The 18886-nt window shown below is 33.0% G+C and carries 24 protein-coding genes and 2 pseudogenes; all 26 read left to right on the forward strand.

Annotation, left to right across the window (positions count from 1 at the left end; genetic code table 11):
• Positions 1-685: 685 nt before the first annotated feature.
• The 26 genes and pseudogenes from VIR50_RS08755 (at position 686) to VIR50_RS08880 (ending at position 18431) form a co-directional block, all read left to right on the forward strand.
• Positions 686-2347, forward strand: a complete 1662-nt coding sequence (locus tag VIR50_RS08755) for a hypothetical protein (RefSeq protein ID WP_331934754.1) — start codon at positions 686-688, stop codon at positions 2345-2347.
• A 42-nt stretch (positions 2348-2389) separates the two neighbouring features.
• Positions 2390-2752 (forward strand): HNH endonuclease signature motif containing protein, encoded by a 363-nt coding sequence (locus VIR50_RS08760; RefSeq protein WP_331934755.1) that lies wholly within the window; start codon positions 2390-2392, stop codon positions 2750-2752.
• A 291-nt stretch (positions 2753-3043) separates the two neighbouring features.
• Positions 3044-3415, forward strand: a complete 372-nt coding sequence (locus VIR50_RS08765; protein ID WP_331934756.1) for a phage terminase small subunit P27 family — start codon at positions 3044-3046, stop codon at positions 3413-3415.
• Complete coding sequence (locus VIR50_RS08770; RefSeq protein WP_331934757.1) at positions 3412-3630, forward strand: hypothetical protein; 219 nt, start codon at positions 3412-3414, stop codon at positions 3628-3630. The genes VIR50_RS08765 and VIR50_RS08770 overlap by 4 nt, the downstream gene beginning before the upstream one ends.
• A gap of 6 nt (positions 3631-3636) precedes the next feature.
• Positions 3637-5037 carry a terminase large subunit gene (locus tag VIR50_RS08775; protein ID WP_331934800.1) on the forward strand — a complete coding sequence of 467 codons (1401 nt, stop codon included), beginning with the start codon at positions 3637-3639 and terminating at the stop codon, positions 5035-5037.
• A 140-nt stretch (positions 5038-5177) separates the two neighbouring features.
• Complete coding sequence (locus VIR50_RS08780; RefSeq protein WP_331934801.1) at positions 5178-6119, forward strand: phage portal protein; 942 nt, start codon at positions 5178-5180, stop codon at positions 6117-6119.
• A 75-nt stretch (positions 6120-6194) separates the two neighbouring features.
• A complete protein-coding gene (locus tag VIR50_RS08785) occupies positions 6195-6323 on the forward strand; it encodes a hypothetical protein (RefSeq protein ID WP_331934758.1) in 129 nt (42 codons plus the stop codon).
• Positions 6324-6479: 156 nt separating this feature from the next.
• Positions 6480-6938 (forward strand): annotated as a pseudogene (locus tag VIR50_RS08790) (HK97 family phage prohead protease); the annotation flags it as partial.
• Between the two features lie 2 nt (positions 6939-6940).
• The gene (locus VIR50_RS08795; RefSeq protein WP_331934759.1) at positions 6941-7285 is read left to right on the forward strand and encodes a hypothetical protein; all 345 of its coding nucleotides are present in this window, start codon (positions 6941-6943) and stop codon (positions 7283-7285) included.
• A gap of 45 nt (positions 7286-7330) precedes the next feature.
• Positions 7331-8140 (forward strand): phage major capsid protein, encoded by an 810-nt coding sequence (locus VIR50_RS08800; protein ID WP_331934802.1) that lies wholly within the window; start codon positions 7331-7333, stop codon positions 8138-8140.
• A 107-nt stretch (positions 8141-8247) separates the two neighbouring features.
• Positions 8248-8460 (forward strand): head-tail connector protein, encoded by a 213-nt coding sequence (locus VIR50_RS08805; RefSeq protein WP_331934760.1) that lies wholly within the window; start codon positions 8248-8250, stop codon positions 8458-8460.
• An 83-nt stretch (positions 8461-8543) separates the two neighbouring features.
• A pseudogene (locus VIR50_RS08810) lies at positions 8544-8738 on the forward strand (phage head closure protein); the annotation flags it as partial.
• Positions 8739-8979: 241 nt separating this feature from the next.
• A complete protein-coding gene (locus tag VIR50_RS08815; RefSeq protein ID WP_331934761.1) occupies positions 8980-9255 on the forward strand; it encodes a hypothetical protein in 276 nt (91 codons plus the stop codon).
• A 381-nt stretch (positions 9256-9636) separates the two neighbouring features.
• Positions 9637-10053, forward strand: coding sequence for a phage tail tube protein (locus tag VIR50_RS08820; RefSeq protein ID WP_331934762.1), 417 nt, complete (start codon positions 9637-9639; stop codon positions 10051-10053).
• Between the two features lie 127 nt (positions 10054-10180).
• A complete protein-coding gene (locus VIR50_RS08825) occupies positions 10181-10480 on the forward strand; it encodes a hypothetical protein (protein WP_331934763.1) in 300 nt (99 codons plus the stop codon).
• 95 nt (positions 10481-10575) lie between these two features.
• The gene (locus tag VIR50_RS08830) at positions 10576-10809 is read left to right on the forward strand and encodes a hypothetical protein (protein ID WP_331934764.1); all 234 of its coding nucleotides are present in this window, start codon (positions 10576-10578) and stop codon (positions 10807-10809) included.
• A 187-nt stretch (positions 10810-10996) separates the two neighbouring features.
• Positions 10997-11140: a hypothetical protein gene (locus VIR50_RS08835; protein WP_331934765.1), complete on the forward strand. Its 144-nt coding sequence runs from the start codon at positions 10997-10999 to the stop codon at positions 11138-11140.
• 3 nt (positions 11141-11143) lie between these two features.
• Positions 11144-11326, forward strand: coding sequence for a hypothetical protein (locus VIR50_RS08840; RefSeq protein WP_331934766.1), 183 nt, complete (start codon positions 11144-11146; stop codon positions 11324-11326).
• 51 nt (positions 11327-11377) lie between these two features.
• Entirely contained in the window at positions 11378-11896 is a 519-nt protein-coding gene (locus tag VIR50_RS08845; RefSeq protein WP_331934767.1) for a hypothetical protein, read from the forward strand.
• Between the two features lie 240 nt (positions 11897-12136).
• Positions 12137-12862: a hypothetical protein gene (locus VIR50_RS08850; RefSeq protein WP_331934768.1), complete on the forward strand. Its 726-nt coding sequence runs from the start codon at positions 12137-12139 to the stop codon at positions 12860-12862.
• Positions 12863-13411, forward strand: a complete 549-nt coding sequence (locus tag VIR50_RS08855; RefSeq protein ID WP_331934769.1) for a hypothetical protein — start codon at positions 12863-12865, stop codon at positions 13409-13411.
• A complete protein-coding gene (locus tag VIR50_RS08860; protein WP_331934770.1) occupies positions 13408-13830 on the forward strand; it encodes a hypothetical protein in 423 nt (140 codons plus the stop codon). Before VIR50_RS08855 ends, VIR50_RS08860 begins: the two co-directional genes overlap by 4 nt.
• A 39-nt stretch (positions 13831-13869) precedes the next feature.
• Positions 13870-14037 (forward strand): hypothetical protein, encoded by a 168-nt coding sequence (locus tag VIR50_RS08865; RefSeq protein WP_331934771.1) that lies wholly within the window; start codon positions 13870-13872, stop codon positions 14035-14037.
• Between the two features lie 213 nt (positions 14038-14250).
• Entirely contained in the window at positions 14251-15696 is a 1446-nt protein-coding gene (locus VIR50_RS08870; RefSeq protein ID WP_331934772.1) for a hypothetical protein, read from the forward strand.
• Positions 15697-16616: 920 nt separating this feature from the next.
• Positions 16617-16985 (forward strand): hypothetical protein, encoded by a 369-nt coding sequence (locus VIR50_RS08875; RefSeq protein WP_331934773.1) that lies wholly within the window; start codon positions 16617-16619, stop codon positions 16983-16985.
• 972 nt (positions 16986-17957) lie between these two features.
• Positions 17958-18431, forward strand: coding sequence for a hypothetical protein (locus VIR50_RS08880; RefSeq protein ID WP_331934774.1), 474 nt, complete (start codon positions 17958-17960; stop codon positions 18429-18431).
• Positions 18432-18886: the final 455 nt, after the last annotated feature.

An 18886-nucleotide genomic window follows, 5' to 3' on the forward strand; every position in this document is an offset into this window, starting at 1 on the left:
AAATAGATAAAGAAAAATAATATAACAAAAACAATCTAATAATTATATCTCAATGTCTTTCCCAAAAAATACAAAAATTATTACTTGGTATTAGGCTACCATCCAAGGCAAGCCATATAAATTGTTAGGTAATCAAATTAAATCAAAAGAAATTATATAACTCAAATATTTTCTCTCTAAGGCTTTATTTTACCTTTAACCTTATAACTATACCAAAATTAAATTATAATTGCTTAGAGAGAAAGGAAATAGCCTTAAATCAAATTCTTTATTAACTGTTTAATCTTTAGTTGTTAAATTTAACTTAAAATAATTTAAATAATATTTCTTTTTCAATATGTTTTTTTGTACCTTTTCAATTTAAATTAAAGATTTCTATTGAAATTAATTTAACTTTTTTTATTTTTTATATAAAGCTACTTTCAAGCAATTTCAATATATGAAATCTATGGAATCAGTGTAAAAGCTGATTCTTTTTTAAAAAAATGATATTTTTATCATCATTTTTGGTCTTTTTCAAATTTTAATGATATTTATATATAGTTAGTAGAGATACTGACACTTTCATCATTGTACTAATATTTAATTTAACTAATTGGGAACTAACACTTGCAAATGTTAGTTCCATTTTTAAAAACAGTGATGGAGGTAAAAATAATTAGTTAAATTATTTTAATTAATAACTATGAAACACTTCATTTCAATAGCAGTTAGTACAAAGAAATTTGAAGACAAACCTTCTAAGACTGATTGGCCTTCAATGGTTTACACAAATAGAACCGTTGATTTTATGTCTTTCTTAATGCTAATCAAGCAAGGTTATGTTTTTACCAATATACACTCTCTCAATGGCACTTTCACGGCTAATGAGAAGAAAACAACCAATTTCGTTTCAGCTCAATATATAGGTATTGACATTGAAAGCAATACCACCACCACTATCCCTACCTTTAATGAAGCTTGGGATAAAGTCATTTGTAAACCAACCATAGGTTATGAGACCATTTCCAATGGTTTGGAGGGCAAAGGTAATAGATATAGATTCATTTACTTCTTCAATGAGAAAATCACTGACATTAAACAATATGAGGAAATCTACTATAAAATCATTTCAATGCTTAAGAAATCTTATGATTTTAATACAATTGACAACTGTGGCAAGGAAGTTTCGAGAGCTTTCTATGGCAATGCCAAGGATTGCAATGTTAAATTTGAAGATATAATTTATAGTGTTAATGATTTCAACAGTTATGGGCCATACCAAGAAGAAAAATCTTTTATAAAGAAAAAAGCAAGCATTTATTATAAATCAAGCAATATAACCAAATATAAGTCATCAAACAGTGGGCCATTACTTCAAAAAGTATTAAAAGATTTTTATGAAATGCCACTTGATAAGTTTGCTTTTATGCACCAAAATGATTACCTATGGATGCAATCAAACAGAGATTCTTTTGCTTATAATGCAGATGGCTATGCTGTTACCAATGGCAATCTTATAGAGCTAAACAGACGATTCAAGAAAGACATTAAAGGAAGAATTGTACCAAGGCTTTTAAGAGATGGTGAACAAAGAAGAAAGAACTTGCTTGGTCTTGGAATGGTTCAAAAAGCGTTACACAAAGGGAATCTTGACCTTGGAGGTATATTATATTGCTTGGTAATGGAGATGTTACATTTCATTGATAATACCAAAGATGAAATCACAAAAGAGGAATTATATAACATTGCATCATACATTGACAGCAAAGACCCTGACACAATATCATACAGCACAAAGAAGATTATAGCAAATCCAAATCTTTCAACTCAAGAAAAAAAGAAGATTGTAGCCATTGGAAGGGGTATAGAAAACAGAAAGAACATCTTCAATCAGATTGACACCACATTAACCTTCAATGAGAACCTTCAAAAGATAGGATGTGATAGGAAAACACTTAAAAGAGTATATCAAGAAAATAACTTAATTACAAGTAAAAAGCAAGCTGCAAAGGCATTATACACATATAATATGACTGCCAATGAACTTATAATGACCCTATCTGACAATGATATTGTCATTTCAAGGAAGACAGCTTATAACTATATAACTGAATTTGAAGAGGAATATAGGTTAGCAAAAAGTACTGCTAAAGTTCAAAGGACTTCAAGAAGAAAGATTATAAACATAAGAGTTATAGACCTTAGCCACACCCTAAATTGTACATTATATATAACACGTAAACAAGCCTTAAAACAGATTGCAGAAGTGTTAAGTAACATAACACCAAGGAGAGGAAAACATATACCAATACACAGCTTTTATAGAAATGACAATGAAAGTATAATTGCATTCTCCCCACCTTAGTCATTTTGATTTTTGCTTGATATTTATTATTAAAAGAAAACAATGCCAACATTATATAAAGCCAAAAAGAAATCAAATATAAATAGAAACAAACAAAGAAGGTCAGAGAGTTATAATAGTTATATATGGAAACTCTTAAGGGATGCTTATATCAAGCATTTCCCATTATGTGAGATTTGTCAACAGAATGGGAAATTAACACCAGCAGAGGATGTACACCATAAGGATTCACCATTTCATTATAGTGACAAAGCAGTAATATATGACAAGCTAACTGACGTTGACAATTTGATTAGTGTATGCAAACAATGTCATTCATTTTTACATAGAAATGGTACTACCTATGGTTTAAATCTTGAGAAGGAAGTTGAAGCAATGAAAAAGAAATATCCTGAAAAATATTAACTTTTTAAAAAGTAGGTGATATTTATAGTTATAAATATAAATTGCCTTGTGGTGTAATGGTCAGCACTGGAAGCTCTAACCTTCTAAGTCTGGGTTCAAATCCTAGCAAGGTAACTAACTTTAGCATTAAACTATGAATACCAAAGAGAAACTATATAATCTAACTAAATACATTATGATGTTAACCAATGTTGCTTCAATAGTAGCTTATAAACACAAATTAGAGGATGAGCAATTTTGGTTAGATTATCAAGATTTCATAAATGTGAAAAGCATAGAGAGGAAAACAAAATGAAATATAAATATAACTTGCCAATCAAGCTTCAGAAAGAAGTAAACAGCTATATTAACAAGGTTGTAGATTTCCTAAACAAGGAGGAAAAAATAAAGGAAGTTGACGAGATTGGTTTGAATTTGTTAGCAACCAACTATCAAATTTACTTGATGGCATTAAAAGATATAACTGAAAACGGTATAAGTTCAATAGGAAGTAGGGGTAATAACATCCCCAATCCATCCATAAAAATTATGAATGATGCTCAAATCCAAATTACAAAACTCTTTGAAAAGTTTGGTTTGACACCTAAAGACAGAGAGAAATTAAATATATTAACAGATTCAGATGAAGATGAATCAGCATTGTTTAAATTCTTAAAAAAGTGAAACAATATATTCAATATGCAAATGATGTATTAAACGGGAAAATAAAAGTAGGGAAGCTGATGTACTTGGCTTGCCAACGATTTAAGTCTGACTTGCAAAGGCCAGACTTGCTGTTTGATGAAGCTAAGGTTGATAGGGCTATAGCCTTTATAAAATTGCTATCCCACTTTGAAGGTAAATCATCACAAAAACCGTTCATTTTAGAGTTTTGGTAGCAGTTTATCCTAGCAAACATTATTGGATTCTATAGAAAAGACACCAATACAAGAAGGTTTACAAGCTCATATATAGAAGTATCTAGAAAGAATGGTAAAACCGCCCTAGCTGCTGCTTTATGTTTGTATTACTTGATTGCAGATGGTGAAGACGGTGCAGAAGTGGACCTGGCAGCCAATAGCAAAAAGCAAGCCAAGATTGCATTTGAATTTTGTTCAAATTTCGCAAAACAGTTAGACCCAAAAGGTAAAATAATGGGGATATATAGAGATACTATAACCTTAAATGCCAATAATAGCAAGCTTAAAGTTTTTGCAGCTGATGATTCAAAGTTAGATGGTTTTAATGCTTCTTTTGGACTAATAGATGAGTACCATAGTGCTAAAAACAGTAAGGTAAGGGATGTTATTAAATCATCAATGGGTATGAGAGACAACCCACATCTTTGTACTATAACTACAGCTGGTTTTGACAAGACATTGCCTTGCTACCAATTAAGAACCACTGCTATAGATGTGCTAAACCATTTGAAAACTGATGATTCAATGTTTATAGCCATTTTTTCACTTGATGATGATGATGATTGGTCAGATGAATCAAATTGGATAAAATGTGCACCAAATTTAGGCATAACAGTAACACCAAAATACCTGAAAGAGCAAGTAGTAAGTGCAAAAAACAACCCGTCAGAAGAGGTTGGGGTAAAGACCAAAAGCTTTAATATATGGTGTGATAGTGTTGATGTATGGATTCCAGACAGTTATATACATAAGTCTTCTATAAAGGTTAATATAAGTGATTTCAATACGGAAGAAATTTGCTATGTTGGTATTGATTTAAGTTCAACAAGTGACTTAACAGCAGTTAGTTATATGTTACCAAAGGATGGTATATATTATTTTCACACAGATTACTACTTGCCACAAAGTTGCTTAAAGAAAAGTCCCAATAAAGAGATGTATAAACTATGGTATAATCAAGGTATGTTGAATTTGACAAGTGGTGATGTGGTTGACTATGATTATATATTAAAGGACTTAATCAAAAATAGGCAAAAGGTGATGATATATAAGGTAGCCTACGACCGCTGGAATGCAACACAGTTTGCAATTAATGGAGTAGAGCAAGGTTTGCCTTTAGAGGAATATAGCCAAAGTATAGGGAATTTCAATCAACCAACGAAAGAGTTAGAGAGATTGATTTTAAGTGGTAAGGTAAAAATTGATAATAATGATATTACAAGGTGGTGCTTTAGGAATGTAACACTAAAAGAAGATTGGAACAGCAATTGTAAACCTGTTAAGGCTTCAAAAAACAATAAGATTGATGGTGTGATAGCAATGATACAAGCATTAGGAATGTATCTTGATTACCCTACAGCCACAAATGATATTTTTGTAATGTAATTAATATTTATATATACGTTAAAAAAATAAGAGCAAAAACCAAATATATAATGAGATTTTTTTGGTAGAAAAAGTAGGAAAAAGAAGAGAGAAGTGGAGCAAACATCTTTGGTGATTACCTTGGTTATAACTGTTCTTCAATATATGCTGAAGACAAGGCAATGCTTTTAAGTGCTGTTTATAGATGTGTTAATGTAATTGCTTCTAGTGCAGCCCAACTGCCATTAGAACCGTTTAGATTAGACAAAAATGGTTATAAAACCAAGTACACAAAACACAGTACATATAGTGTATTGAGTAGAACCCCCAACCAAAATATGACAAGGTTTACCTTCATTTCTTTGATGATGTCTTCAATGCTTCTTAATGGTAATGCTTATGCCCTCATTGAAAGAGATTCAAAAGGTAACTGTATTGCATTGCACTATATACCTAGTGGCAACGTAACCATTCACAAGCCAATACATATAGGAGATGAGCTTAAGTATAGTGTGGTGGGAATGAATCAACTAATAGAAAGTTGCAATATGATACACATTCTTAACTATACTGTTGATGGCTATGAGGGGGTCAGTACTTTAAGTTATGCAAAGAAAACCCTTCAAATTGCAAGTGACAGTGAAGGTAATGCTGCTGGTTTCTTTAAAGGTGGTGGAAACTTGGCTGGTATTTTAAAGGCTAATGCACCACTCACAACGGAGAAGAAGAAAACATTAAAGAACAGTTGGAATCAAGCATTTAGCACCAATGGTAACCCAAATGGAGTTGCTATACTTGATGCAGATTTAAGTTTTCAAAGCATTTCTGTTAATCCATCTGATGCCCAACTACTTGAGTCAAGGCAATACAATGTGGTTGATATATGTAGATTCTTTGGTGTATCACCAGTAAAGGCATTTGACCTTTCAAAGAGCAGTTATAACACCATTGAGCAGATGCAATTGGCATTTTTGACAGACACATTACAACCACTTTTAGAGAAGTTTGAAGAAGAATTTGAAAGAAAGTTATATAAACCGTCAGAGAGAGAAAGCATAGATGTTAGGTTTGATACGGCTGCCCTTTTGAGGGCTGACAAATAGTCATTAGCAAACTACTATAACACACTCTTCCAAATAGGAGCTATTACACCAAACGAGATTAGAAGAGACTTGGACTTGCCACAGTTGGAAGATGGTAATGAAACCTACGTACAAGTTAATATGATGAGTTTGAAGAAGATGAATCAAACACCAACAGAAGAGGTTGAAGAAAAAGAAAATATAATATTAGAATCAAAAAAATAATTTCTTTAAATTAGACTTTTTTTAATTAATCTAATATTTATAAATATATAATATAGAATGAGGGAAATTAGAAATACAGATTTTGTAGGATTAACCAAAGATACAAGAAGAGTTGAAGGTTATGCAATTGTTTTCAATTAGCTTTCAAACGACTTAGGGGGGTTCTATGAAATTATAGAGCCAACAGCGTTAAATGATATTATAAATGATTCTACTGTATTGTGTGTGCTTAATCATAACGTTGATAGAGGACTTTTAGCAAAATATTGCAAGGGTTCAGGTACATTGAAGTTAAAGATTGACAACTTTGGTCTATATTACCAATTTGAAGCACCTAATACAGTCCTAGGTGATGAGTTGTTAGAGGGCATAAAGAGGGGTGATATTACAACTTCTTCTTTTACTTTTATTTGTGGTGAAGACGATTGGAAACGAAATGACAACGGAGATTGTATAAGAACCGTAAAGAAAATTAAAGGCATTTACGACGTGTCACCAGTTTACCAAGCTGCCTATAACCAAACTACTGTAAATACAAGGGGATTGGATATACTTAAAAACAAAGAAGCAAAAGAATTAGAAGACTATTATAAAAATCTAAAATCAAAATTATAGTAATGAATACTTTAGAACTGACTGATAAAATTGAGCTATTGACAATCAAAGCTAATGCAGTTTTAGCAAATGGAGAATCAGAGAAACGAAAACTAACAGAGGATGAAACGAATGAATATAACTCCATTTGTCAGGAAATAGAAGATTCCAAGGAAGAGCTAAGAAAGTTAAACTTGGATTTAGAAAAACAAAAAGAAATTAAGAATTTAAATAAAGAAGTTAGAAAAACAATGAAAAATTTTTCTCTTTTGAAAGCAATTAATGATATTGCAAATAACAGAAACTTAGACGAAAGAAGCCAAGAGGTTGTAAATCAAGGCATTGAAGAAATGCGTAAGGCAGGATAGTCATATGGTGGTCAGATTGTATTACCAATTGAAGAGAGAGCTGATATAAAGGCTACAGCTGCAACTGATGGTAAAGAAGTGGTAGCTCAAGACAAATTAAACATTCTTGAACCATTAAGAAATAACTTGGTACTTACTGCTGCTGGTGCTACTTATATGAGTGGTTTGGTAGGCAATGTATCAATTCCAGTTTATGATGGTTCTAATGTAGCTTGGGCTGATGAAAATAGTGCAGCTGCTGATGGTGCTGGTAAATTCAGTGAGGTTAATCTTGAGCCAAAGCGTCTTACAGCCTATCTTGACATTTCCAAGCAGTTCTTAATACAAGATTCTGTTTCAGCAGAGCAAATGCTAAGAAATGACATTGTACGTGCTATCAGTGAGAAGCTTGAATCTACAATTCTTGGCAAGGAAGTTGGTTCTACCAAACAGCCTGCAGGTCTCTTCAACGGTGTTGTGGCTGATAATGCTGCTGTTGATTTCGCTTCAATTGTAGCAATGGAGCAAGCTTTAGAAGAAAAGAATGTAAGTGGTAACTTTATGTTTTTAGTTAGTCCTGCCACAAAGGCAGCTTTGAAGACTACTTTAAAAGACACTAAGAATGCTGTTAGTGGTTATATTATGAGTGGTGACGAAGTTGATGGTATAAAGGTACTTTCAACTAATTCTGTAACTCCAAAGGGTCTTGTACTTGGTAATTGGGCTGATTATGTCATTGGCCAGTGGGGTGGTATTGATTTGACAGTAGACCCATATACACAAGCTGCTAATGGTAAAGTACGTTTGGTGATTAATGCTTACTTTGACGCTAAGCCACGCAGGAATGAAGCATTTGCAAAGAAGGTAATTAAGTAATTATAAAAGAATTAATAATGTATATAGCATTAAATCAAGCTAAAAAACATCTCAATATAGACGATAGTTTCACTGATGATGATTCCTATATCATTCAATTGATATAGGTGGCTGAAGATGCTGTTGAAAAGAATTCCAATATAAAACTTAAAGATATGATTGATGGGGGTGCATTGCCCCCATCCGTTATGCAATCTATTCTTCTTTTAGTTGGGAACTTATATAACAATAGGGACACAACAACATATAGTTCAATTAATGAAGTTCCTTATACATATAAGTACCTTATCAATTTAAATCGAAATTTTGATGTAATGTAATTGGAGGGTAAATTATGGAAAGTGGTAGATTAAACGAAATCATAACAGTAGAGAGACCCACAATTGATTAGAATGGTTTTGGTGGCAATGATATACATTGGAACGAAGTTATAAGGACTAAAGCAGCTGTACAGTTTGTTTCAGGAAATAGAACTAACGAAAATAAAGAGATTGTTTTCAATTATAGCAAGATTTTTACGGTTAGGTATTACCATAAGATAGATGAGAAAGACAGAATTGAATGGAATGGTAAGAAATACAGAATCCTAAGCCTATAGTATGATAAAGGTAAACAGTTTTTACGTATAGTAACAGAGTTAATAAATGAGTAATATAGTAGAAGTAGACCGTTCTTAGGTTGAAGAAATGCTTTCAAAAATAGATTCCACAAGACGAAGCGAAGTTATAATGAAGGCTTTATATGAGGGTGCTAAAGCCCTTAAAAAGGAAACATAGAATGAGCTTACTAAAACTAATATTAGGGTTAATTCTCCATCAAGATTCAACGGAAGAACCTTAATGCAAGGAGTTAATATTAAGCGAGACAATGTATGCCAAGAAATTTCAGTTAATATAATGGGTGATTTTAGGTTGAAATTCTTTGAGAAGGGTACAAAACACAGATATACCAAAGGTCATAATGTAAGTGGTTATATTGATTCACATCATATTAAAAGAGAAGGTAACGGTGGGTATAGGGGTATAATAATACCCAAACATTTCTTCTTGAAGGCAAGAAACAACGAAACACCAATATATGAAGCTATAGAAAAAGTTTTAGATAAAGAATTATGATTAGCAGTTTACAAATTGGCAAAGTTATATATTAGTTGCTTCAGCAAAATAGTAAATTAACTAAAATAGTTGGGAAGAAGATTTACCCATTGATTGCTGATTAGACAACCACTTTTCCCTTTATCATATACAGACGAAGTAGATTATATCAAGGTGATAATAAGGATTACACAGACGAAACAGCCAATATAGAAATTTATATAGCTACTGAAACATATAAAGAAGGAATAGAAATAGCAGAGTTGGTAAGGGAATCATTAGAACATAAAGAAGGGGTATTGGCTGATATTGACATTTCTGATATAGTTTTAGAAGACGCTTCAGAGGAATTTTTAGACAATACCTTTATACAAAATTTAAATTTTAAAATAGAAATAAACAATGGCTAACAAAAAAATAAAAGGTGGAGACCTTATGATGTTCATTGGTGGCAAATCTATTGCACTTGCCACATCTCATTCACTTTCAATCAATGGTGAAACTCAAGACACAAGTAACAAGGACGAAGGAGGTGGTGCTTGGGCTTCCAGTGAAGTATCAAACCTTAGCTGGGCTGGTCAATCAGAAAACCTTTTTAGTGCTACTGGTGACGCTGGTACTACTTATGATGCACTCTTTGATGCAATGGTCAAGATGGAGCCAATCGATATGGTGTTTGGTGTTAAGACAGAGAAGGTAACAGAAGTACCTGAAAGCGGTTGGACTGCTGGTACAGCTCCTAAGTATAGTGGTAAAGCTACTATTACGTCATTAGAACTTAATGCACCTAATGGTGAGTATGCCACCTTTACAGTATAGTTTACTGGTGTAGGAGCTTTAACTAAAGTATCACAGCACTAATCAAAATATATAAGTCCCTATACCTTAGTTAAAGATATAGGGACTTATTTTTTTATACTAAAAAACAAGAAAAGATATTTATATAATGAAGACAATCAAGATTAATAATAAAGATTATAAGATTAAATACACTATCAGAGCACTTTTTATTTTCGAGCAAATTACGCATAAACCCTTTGCTATAAAGTCATTGCTTGACAATTATATATTCTTTTATTGCTTGATTTTGGCCAATAACAAAGACAATGTATTAGATTGGGATGAGTTTATAGACGCATTGGATTCTGATTCAACTTTGTTAAAACAGCTGACCAATATAAACGAAGAAGCATTAAAGAAAGATGCAATATTTAATGATGATTCTTCCAACGAAAAAAAAAGTTAAGTATATCTGAATTATACTCCATATTGGTTTTACAGCTGCACTTTCCGCCTAACTATGTTTTAGATGAAATGGAAATGTACGAGGTAAGGGCTATAATGAAATATCAATACTATGCCCATAAAGACGAGTGGGAAAGTAGCAGACTTATAGCCTACCTTATAGCTCAAACCAATAGTAAAAGAAAATTGTCATTTACTGATATAGTCAAGTTTCATTGGGAAAAGGAAGAAGAATCAGAAGAAGAAGAAACAACTATAAGTAAAGAAGAAATAGAAAGATTAAAAAGGGAAGCTGACCAATATTATAAAATCAATATAAAAAATGAGTGATTATAAAGTAAAATTCCTAGCGGAGGACAATTTAACTGGAACACTAAGTAAAGTAAAATAGGAACTGAATACAGTTGGAAATGCTAGTAGTAAATTAGATTAGATAGCAGAAAGATTTCAACGTATTGAATCATCATCAGCACCCTTAAAGAGAAAGCTAAGGGAACTATAGACTACAATGGCTTAGATGAATCTTGACGGTCTCAATAATACTGAAATTTTCACCAAGATGGCAGCAAAGGCAGGAGAGTATAAAGACGCCATTGGTGATGCAACCCAAGCTACTAGGCTGCTTTCTTCAGACACCGCAGATTTGGATGCTGGTATATAGGCAATGCAAGGATTAGCAGGAGCTGCCACTATAGCAACTGGTGTAATGGGATTGTTAGGCACTAAAAATGAAGATGTAGAAAGAGCTATATTAAAGGTACAGAGTGCATTAGGCATTCTTAACGGTGTGCAGTCATTGGCTAACACACTTAACAAAGACAGTATCTTAATGTTGAAATTAAAATAGATAGTAACTGCTGCCAACACATCTGCAACCACGACAAATACCGTTGGAACTGTGGCTAATACAGCTGCCACAGCTGCTAATAATTTGGCTAATAAGACTTGGAATGTAACGAAAGCAATTGGCAAAGCTTTGTTAGGTGATTTCACTGGTTTGCTTCTCATTGGTGCTGGTGCATTACTCACTTATGGTATTGCCACAAGTAAATCAACAGAAGCAGAAGAAGAGCATAAGAAAGCAATAGACAACACAAAAGAATCAGTAGATACCTTTACTAACACTCTATCCAACTCTTTCGCTAGCTTAATGACTAGTTATAGCCAATTAAAAGCACAGTGGAAGGCACTATCAACAACACATCAAAAAAAACAATGGATAGAAGAAAATAAAAACAAGTTAGAGGAATTAGGTATAGCTGTTAATGGTGTTAACTCTGTAGAAGATTCGTTTAACAAAAATACTAATGCAGTAGTTCAAGGCTTTATGGCAAGGGCTAAGGCTGCTGCCTACTTAGCAAAGCTTACAGAGAATTACAAGAAGCAAATAGAATTAATAGAGAAGATTAACACGTAGCAAGCAAAGGCTACCGCTGAAGCTGCTTCTAAACCAAAGGTTACTGCTGGTCAAACCATAAATGATAACACTTATAAAAATAGCAGATATGGAAGTGTTAACAGTGCTGGCCAATGGGTCTTCAGCCAAAAAGGTGCTGATATATATAACACTGGCAAGAGTGACGGAAATAAATATGTATAGGGGTTTTAGAAACAGTTATAGGGGTTATAGTCTGAAGCTAACAATACGGTTAATCTTATGGCTAAAGAGTTAGAAAAGGTTCCTGCAATAGCACATTCAAACAAATCTAATAAAACTGTTTCCACTAAAAACACTTCTAAAACAGATTCCACAAAAAAGGCTACATTCAATGCTGACGCCAATACATTAAAAGAAATGCAAGAGAATGTAACGGTATTGCAGCAAAAGTTAAATGGTTTAGATGTGCATTCAGACCAATTTAAAGAAGTGGCCAAAGATATTGATTTTTGGAAACGGAAGATAGAAGACGTAAACAGAGGATTTGAATTAGGTTCTATAACAGATTATGAGAAACAAATTAAAGGCATAAATGATGTTCTTCAGAATGCAAACCTAACGGAAACACAAAGAAACAAGTTAGTAAAAGAACGAGCAAAATTAGAAGAAACTATTAAATCAAAAGAAGTTAAAGGATATGCCAATGGTTCTATTTCTGACTTAAATGAGCAAAAAAACAACATACAAAAAAGGCTAACCAACGAAAATTTAACTATTGACACTAGGTTAAAACTCATTACTAAAGTTAATGATTTGCAAGAATGTATTGACAACATTAGTGATTTTACCACTATCAAGGTTAAAAAGGTAACAGTCGAAAATCAAAACAAGTTAGATTCGTTTGACAATGCACAGTCAATGATTGATACTATCATCAAGCAAAGACAGTTGGGTATAATTGACAAAGACACTGCAATCAAACAGATAGAAGACATAAAAACATAGTTGGAGCAAATAGGTATAGACCCAATTAAGTTAAACATAGAATCAAATGTGGAAGCAAAATTAAATTCCGCCACTGACGCCCTAAATTCTTTTGGTAGCAGTCTATCAATGATTGGTCAAGGCTTTGAAATTCCTGAATTAAATATAGCAGGAATGATGGCTCAAGCCATTGCTACTATGATTCAGGGCTATGCCACTGCTACGTCACAAGCTGCCTTGTTAGGTCCTTGGGCTTGGGTTGCTTTTGCTGCCCTTGGTGCTACTCAATTGGCTGCAATGGTCAGTCAAGTAAAGAGTATGGGTAGCTTTGCTAACGGTGGTATTATAACTGGTGGAAATACTCACGGTGATATGTTAACTGCAAAGGTAAACGCTGGTGAAATGATACTTAACGGAAGACAACAAAGGAATCTCTTCAACTTGTTAGATGAAGGTGGGGCTGTAGGAGGTGGTACACAGACAGTATCATTTAAGCTTAGAGGTTCTGACATATATGGCAGTTTAAAAAATTATAAAGGTATAAAAGGTAAAGTAAACAAAAATATATGATACTAACAGGCCAATTTCGAGACATAAAAAACAAGTTATATACTCTTACTTTGAGGAATGACAATGGCTTTAATAAAACTATAACTATAGGTAATAGGGGCTTACAGTTTGCTGGCAGTCCCGTATCTATAGAAACTAACATTGAAAATACCTTTACTCATATCATCAAAAAGAATGCTACTATAAACCTAGTAACAGATAGTTATATTGGTGATAAACTCTTTGCTTTTAACAGCAGAAACATAGCAGTAGTTATAACAGATGGTGTTAATACTGTCTTTAATGGTTTCGTAGAACCAACTACATTCAATCAACCTTTTGTAAACAGTATTGATGAGTTTAGTATAAACTGTACTGATTCATTGTCAACCTTGCAATACTATAACTATAAGAAGACCACCGTAAAGAACTATAAATAGATTAAATCAACAGCTAACGTAGTGTCTTTTAAAAACATATTGGACGGTATATTTAAACCACTTGGAGGAAAGATATATTATGATTTGTCAAAGGGTTTAACAAAAGGTAAAGAAAAAACAGTTTTTGAAGATTTAAGCATTGCTGAATCTTACCTTTTTGGTGATGGTTTTGATGATATATGGACGGAAGAGGAAATATTGAATTAGATGTTACAGTATCTTAATCTACATATTGTTCAAGAGGGTAAAGATTTCTATATATATGATTGGGCTACTATCAAAAATAAGACTAACCAATGGTACTGCATTACTGATGGTTCAACCAAAACAGTTAATCCACAAACCATTAATATAAATGGTTCTTTTCACTCTTCTGATGATACAACTATAACCATAGCTGATGTATATAATTAGATTCAAGTGAAGTGTGAAACAGAAAATTTAGAAGATATAATAGAGAACCCGTTAGATAAAAGTAGCTTAACTTCAAAATTCGATAGTAAGCAAAGGTACTGTAGTGAGTATGTTGGAAATGGTGATGGAAATAGGGCTAATAATGCTATTAATGATATGGTTCAAGGAAGACCATTCAATGCTGACCACGGTAACAGTTATGATTGGTATTTGCAAGTGATGGATTCTACAAAGTGGAAGCTATATGGTAAAAATAAAACCTTGGTATCTGACCTTTTTGAAGGCAAAACACAATGGGAAATAGCACAATATATACAGCAAAACAGACTGACGCCAGCAATGCTTAGCTTTGGTAATGTGGAGAACGAAACAGATGCAAATGACAACTCATTGAAATCAAAAATCAATATGAGCAATTACCTTTATATCTCCGTCAATGGTAATGAAGACCACTCTCAAAGCGGACACTGCCCAAGTGACAATGAATTGATGGAACATAGTGGAATGATTGAATATAATGGAGACAACGCTTCAGCCATATATTCACCTATTGATGACAATACCACAAACTATTTGATTTTTAGTGGCAAAATACTGCTTCAACCAATAGTATATGAATCTTCAAGCAATGTACTTAGGAGAGGGGGAACATATCAAGAATGCTTTGAAAATGGTGTAAAAAGAACAGAACACGGCAGAGAACTTAATGTAGTACACGGTAAAAATAAAGACTTTTATTATACTCGTAAATTCTATACACCCACAACTATAAAAGACAAAGACCCTTCCCACTATCTTAAAGAAGGTACTAACCTTGCACCATACACTCAAGAGAGAGCAATACCTACATTAAAGTATAACTATAGTACTGTTGGTGATGGTTCTGATAAGTTTAGCAAGGTGCCAATATTAGAGTGTGAGCTTATAATTGGTGATAAGAGATGTATAGAAACTGATATAGACGAGTATGGCAACTCTTCTTTTAAATGGGTTAAGATTGGAGAAGAACCTATAATAGATGGAGAGAAGAAAACCACATTCAGCCTTGGTGTTAATCCAAAGATAGGTGATTATATAATAGGTACAGAGTTTCCAATACAAAACACTTTAAGCTATGAAATGAATGTGGATGCAGAAGGAACAGCAATACCAATCAATAGAAGTGACGCATTGGTTGGAAAGCTAACCTTTAAAATACTGGGCCCAGTAAATACAACTTGGGATAATATTACAAGAAGACACCCCACATTCTTCAGGCATACTAAATGGACTACCAATACAAAGTTTATATTGGCCAATGTAGAAAATATAATCATAAAGGATTTTGAAGCAAAGATTAAATCAAATCACAGTGATATCATTGGAGAGAAGAAAGATATAATATATTGCAGTGCTGAAACTGATAGATTCATTTCAACTAAAGATGATATTGAGTTTAAATTTATGACTTAGTTAACCACTCAAGAATACATTGAAAATGGGTTAGAACCAAAGGTTTGCTTAAATTCAGTAATAGATAGTTCAACTAATATGCCTATATTAAGTATATATAATGCTACTACAGACGAAACAGCTAAAGCAGAAGAACACTATATAAATGCCTATTATAATGAGTATTCATAGCCAAAGTTAATTTTAGAAATGGATGCACATAACAATATAAATTTCAAAGATATTTATATTAGTAAGGTGTTAAATAGGTCTTTCTTCGTGCAATCAATTAATACTGATTTAAAAGAAAATAAGACACATTTAGTATTAAAAGAAATATGATTAAGATTGAACAATATACCAAATCAAAAAAAGGTAATTCCATTGGTGATAGTAAGTTAGCTAACACCATCATTAACAGCTATGAGGGGTCTTCATTTGAGCCACATAGGTTATGGGGTTAGTATTTTGATGATACAAAGGATATAAAGGGAGACCTTAAGGAAGTTGGTAATATATATGCAAAGGGTAATATTGAAGGTGATTCAATTAATATTAATAATGCTTCTGTTACTGGAAATATAAAAAGTGATTCAATCACATCAAAAAAAGGTGATATAGAAAATATCACTTCCAAGCAAATTGATACCAATAGTTTAAATGTAAAAGAATCACTGGAAGCAGTAAAAGCTACTATAAAGACTATATTAGGTGGTGATATAACAGTAGAGAATTTAACAGTAACAAAGCAAGCTCATTTATTCAAACTTATAATAGATGAGATGAAGAGTGTTGGAGGTATTTTGATATTAACCCAAGCCAACTGTAAAATAGACAAGGTAGAAAAGCAAATCAACGGAGATTATAGATGTTATTGGAAATCTTCTGATGGCAAAAGGTCTATCACTAATCAATGGTTAACCCAAGATTAGGCAATATGTATGACCTTCAATGCAAATCAATATAAGTACTACTGGCGTCTTGTAAATGGTGTTGGTACTACAAAAATAGATGATGCAGATTACCATTATATTGATTTGTCAGATTCTATTAAAGATGGTTCTTCAATACCTTCAGTAGGTGATGAGTTGTCACAACTTGGTTATAGAGGAAATGATTTGCAAAGGCAATCAGCAATCATACTTAGTGCATATAAGTCACCTGATGCAACAGTGGAAGCACCGTCTTTAGTGCAATATAAAGGTATCAATGAATTTAACCTAAGCAACCATCAATATAATGTGATTGCTGCCAATGGTAATAAGTTCAGAGGTGATTTCAAGGTAGAGAACGGAGAGACCATACAATAGTATATAGAGGAAAAGGCTGAAGATAATGCCCCATACATAAAAGATGAATATTGGTGGGTTAATAATAAGAATACTGGCGTAAAGGTTAGTCATTCAGGTTATAGGGTTGAAGCATTTAGTACTGCTGGTAGCACTTTCTTTGGTGAGGGAGGGGTAGACCAATTGGAAAGCTACCTTTATAATCAAAGTATGGTTTGACGAAGTTGATATAACAGATACCTTACCCTCCAATAGATTTATTTGGTATAGAGAAAGTGAGTACATAGAAGGTGATGTTGCTTGGGACGGTACACATATAAACATAGGAAACACATTACACATTACCTATGACGATTTAAACGGTGATACTTCTTTCATTTGTAAATTTATGGATGAGGAAAATAAAAACATAATAAAAACTATTCAAATTTAATAATGGCAAATATACTTTCATAGAAGACATTCAGCATTAAACGAATTGTAAACGGTAAAACCCTTACATTCTCTTTGCAAACTGACAAGGCATTAACACAGATATATCAAAAGGACGCCAAGGCTTATGCTCCTAACTATGCTCAAACACCAATGACCATTACACCAATGCTGCTTATAAGTGGTTTAAGTGGGGATTAGATAGCACACGTTAGCAATTTCATTTGGACTGTAAATAGAGAAAACGGTGCTGTGGCAACATAGAAACTTACTCCCGTTGTTGGAGGTGTAAAACAGCAGTTAAAAGTAAATCTTGACAATTGCAATAGTATCACCATTAAATGTGACGCCATTTATACAGAACCAATTTCATTAGTCAAGACACCTATTACTGCTTCTATCAATATATCAAAGTTAGAGAATACTGGTGCCAATATATTGGCCATAGCCTATGCCCCATTGGGAGACACTTTCGTTAATAGTACCAAGACACTTCAAATACACTGTGACCTTTGGAGAGGTGGAGATATAGACACAACCAATGTAGTATATACTTGGGATATGCTTGTAAATGGCCAATGGAAAACTCTTAGTACTGCTACTAACTATGGTGTAAGCAACTTTACAACCAATACAATTACTGTTCCTGCTTCTGCCATAACCAATGTAGGGGTTTTTAGATGCAGTATAAAGGACACTGATAGTGGAAGTGCTACCTATAATAAGACAGTTTCAACTACATATACTTTATATGATGGTACAGACCCTTATGACATTGCTATATTTCAGCCACAAGGTGATGGTATGATAGATGGTGGTACTTTGCCAGTGTGGTTTAAGGTGCTTCAAGGTGGTATATATATAACGGAAGTAGCCTTTTTAAATGCACATAAAATGAGGGTGAGCAGGTACTCAACTAACAACAATTTAGATACAACTTGGGGTACAAGTGGTTATAAAGATGCTCCATTTAGTGCCACTGACCAATACTATAAAATTAACTTAACATCAGCTGATTTGTTAGCTGGTGCTTAGACAGGTTTTTGTGTGGAATTAAATTAATATGTTAGCATAGAAGACTTTTTCAATAAAAAGGGCAAATAAAGCGTTTGCCCTTTATGATATAAATTCAACAGCTTTAGTTGATATCAATAAGAATCTTAAAATACACTTGGAATTAGGTGTATTAGAACATTCTATTGGTGTAGCAAAGAAGGGTACATCAAAAACTGCTGCTAATGTGGTGAAATGGAATTACAGCAATTCCAATGTACTAAATCAAATTAATATAGACAATAGTGGTAAGTTTATAGCTAACATTAACACTAAGTATGATGTAAACTGTTAGGCAATACAAATCACACTTTATAAAGGTGGTGATATAGTTGATACATTTACATTACCTATTAAGCTTGAATCTGCAACAGTTTTTGATGTTAATACTAAGTTAAATTAGATTACTTCTACTATCCAAGGTAATACATAGAAGG

Source organism: Prevotella sp., from assembly GCF_036570325.1.
Classification (GTDB): Bacteria; Bacteroidota; Bacteroidia; order Bacteroidales; family Bacteroidaceae; genus Prevotella.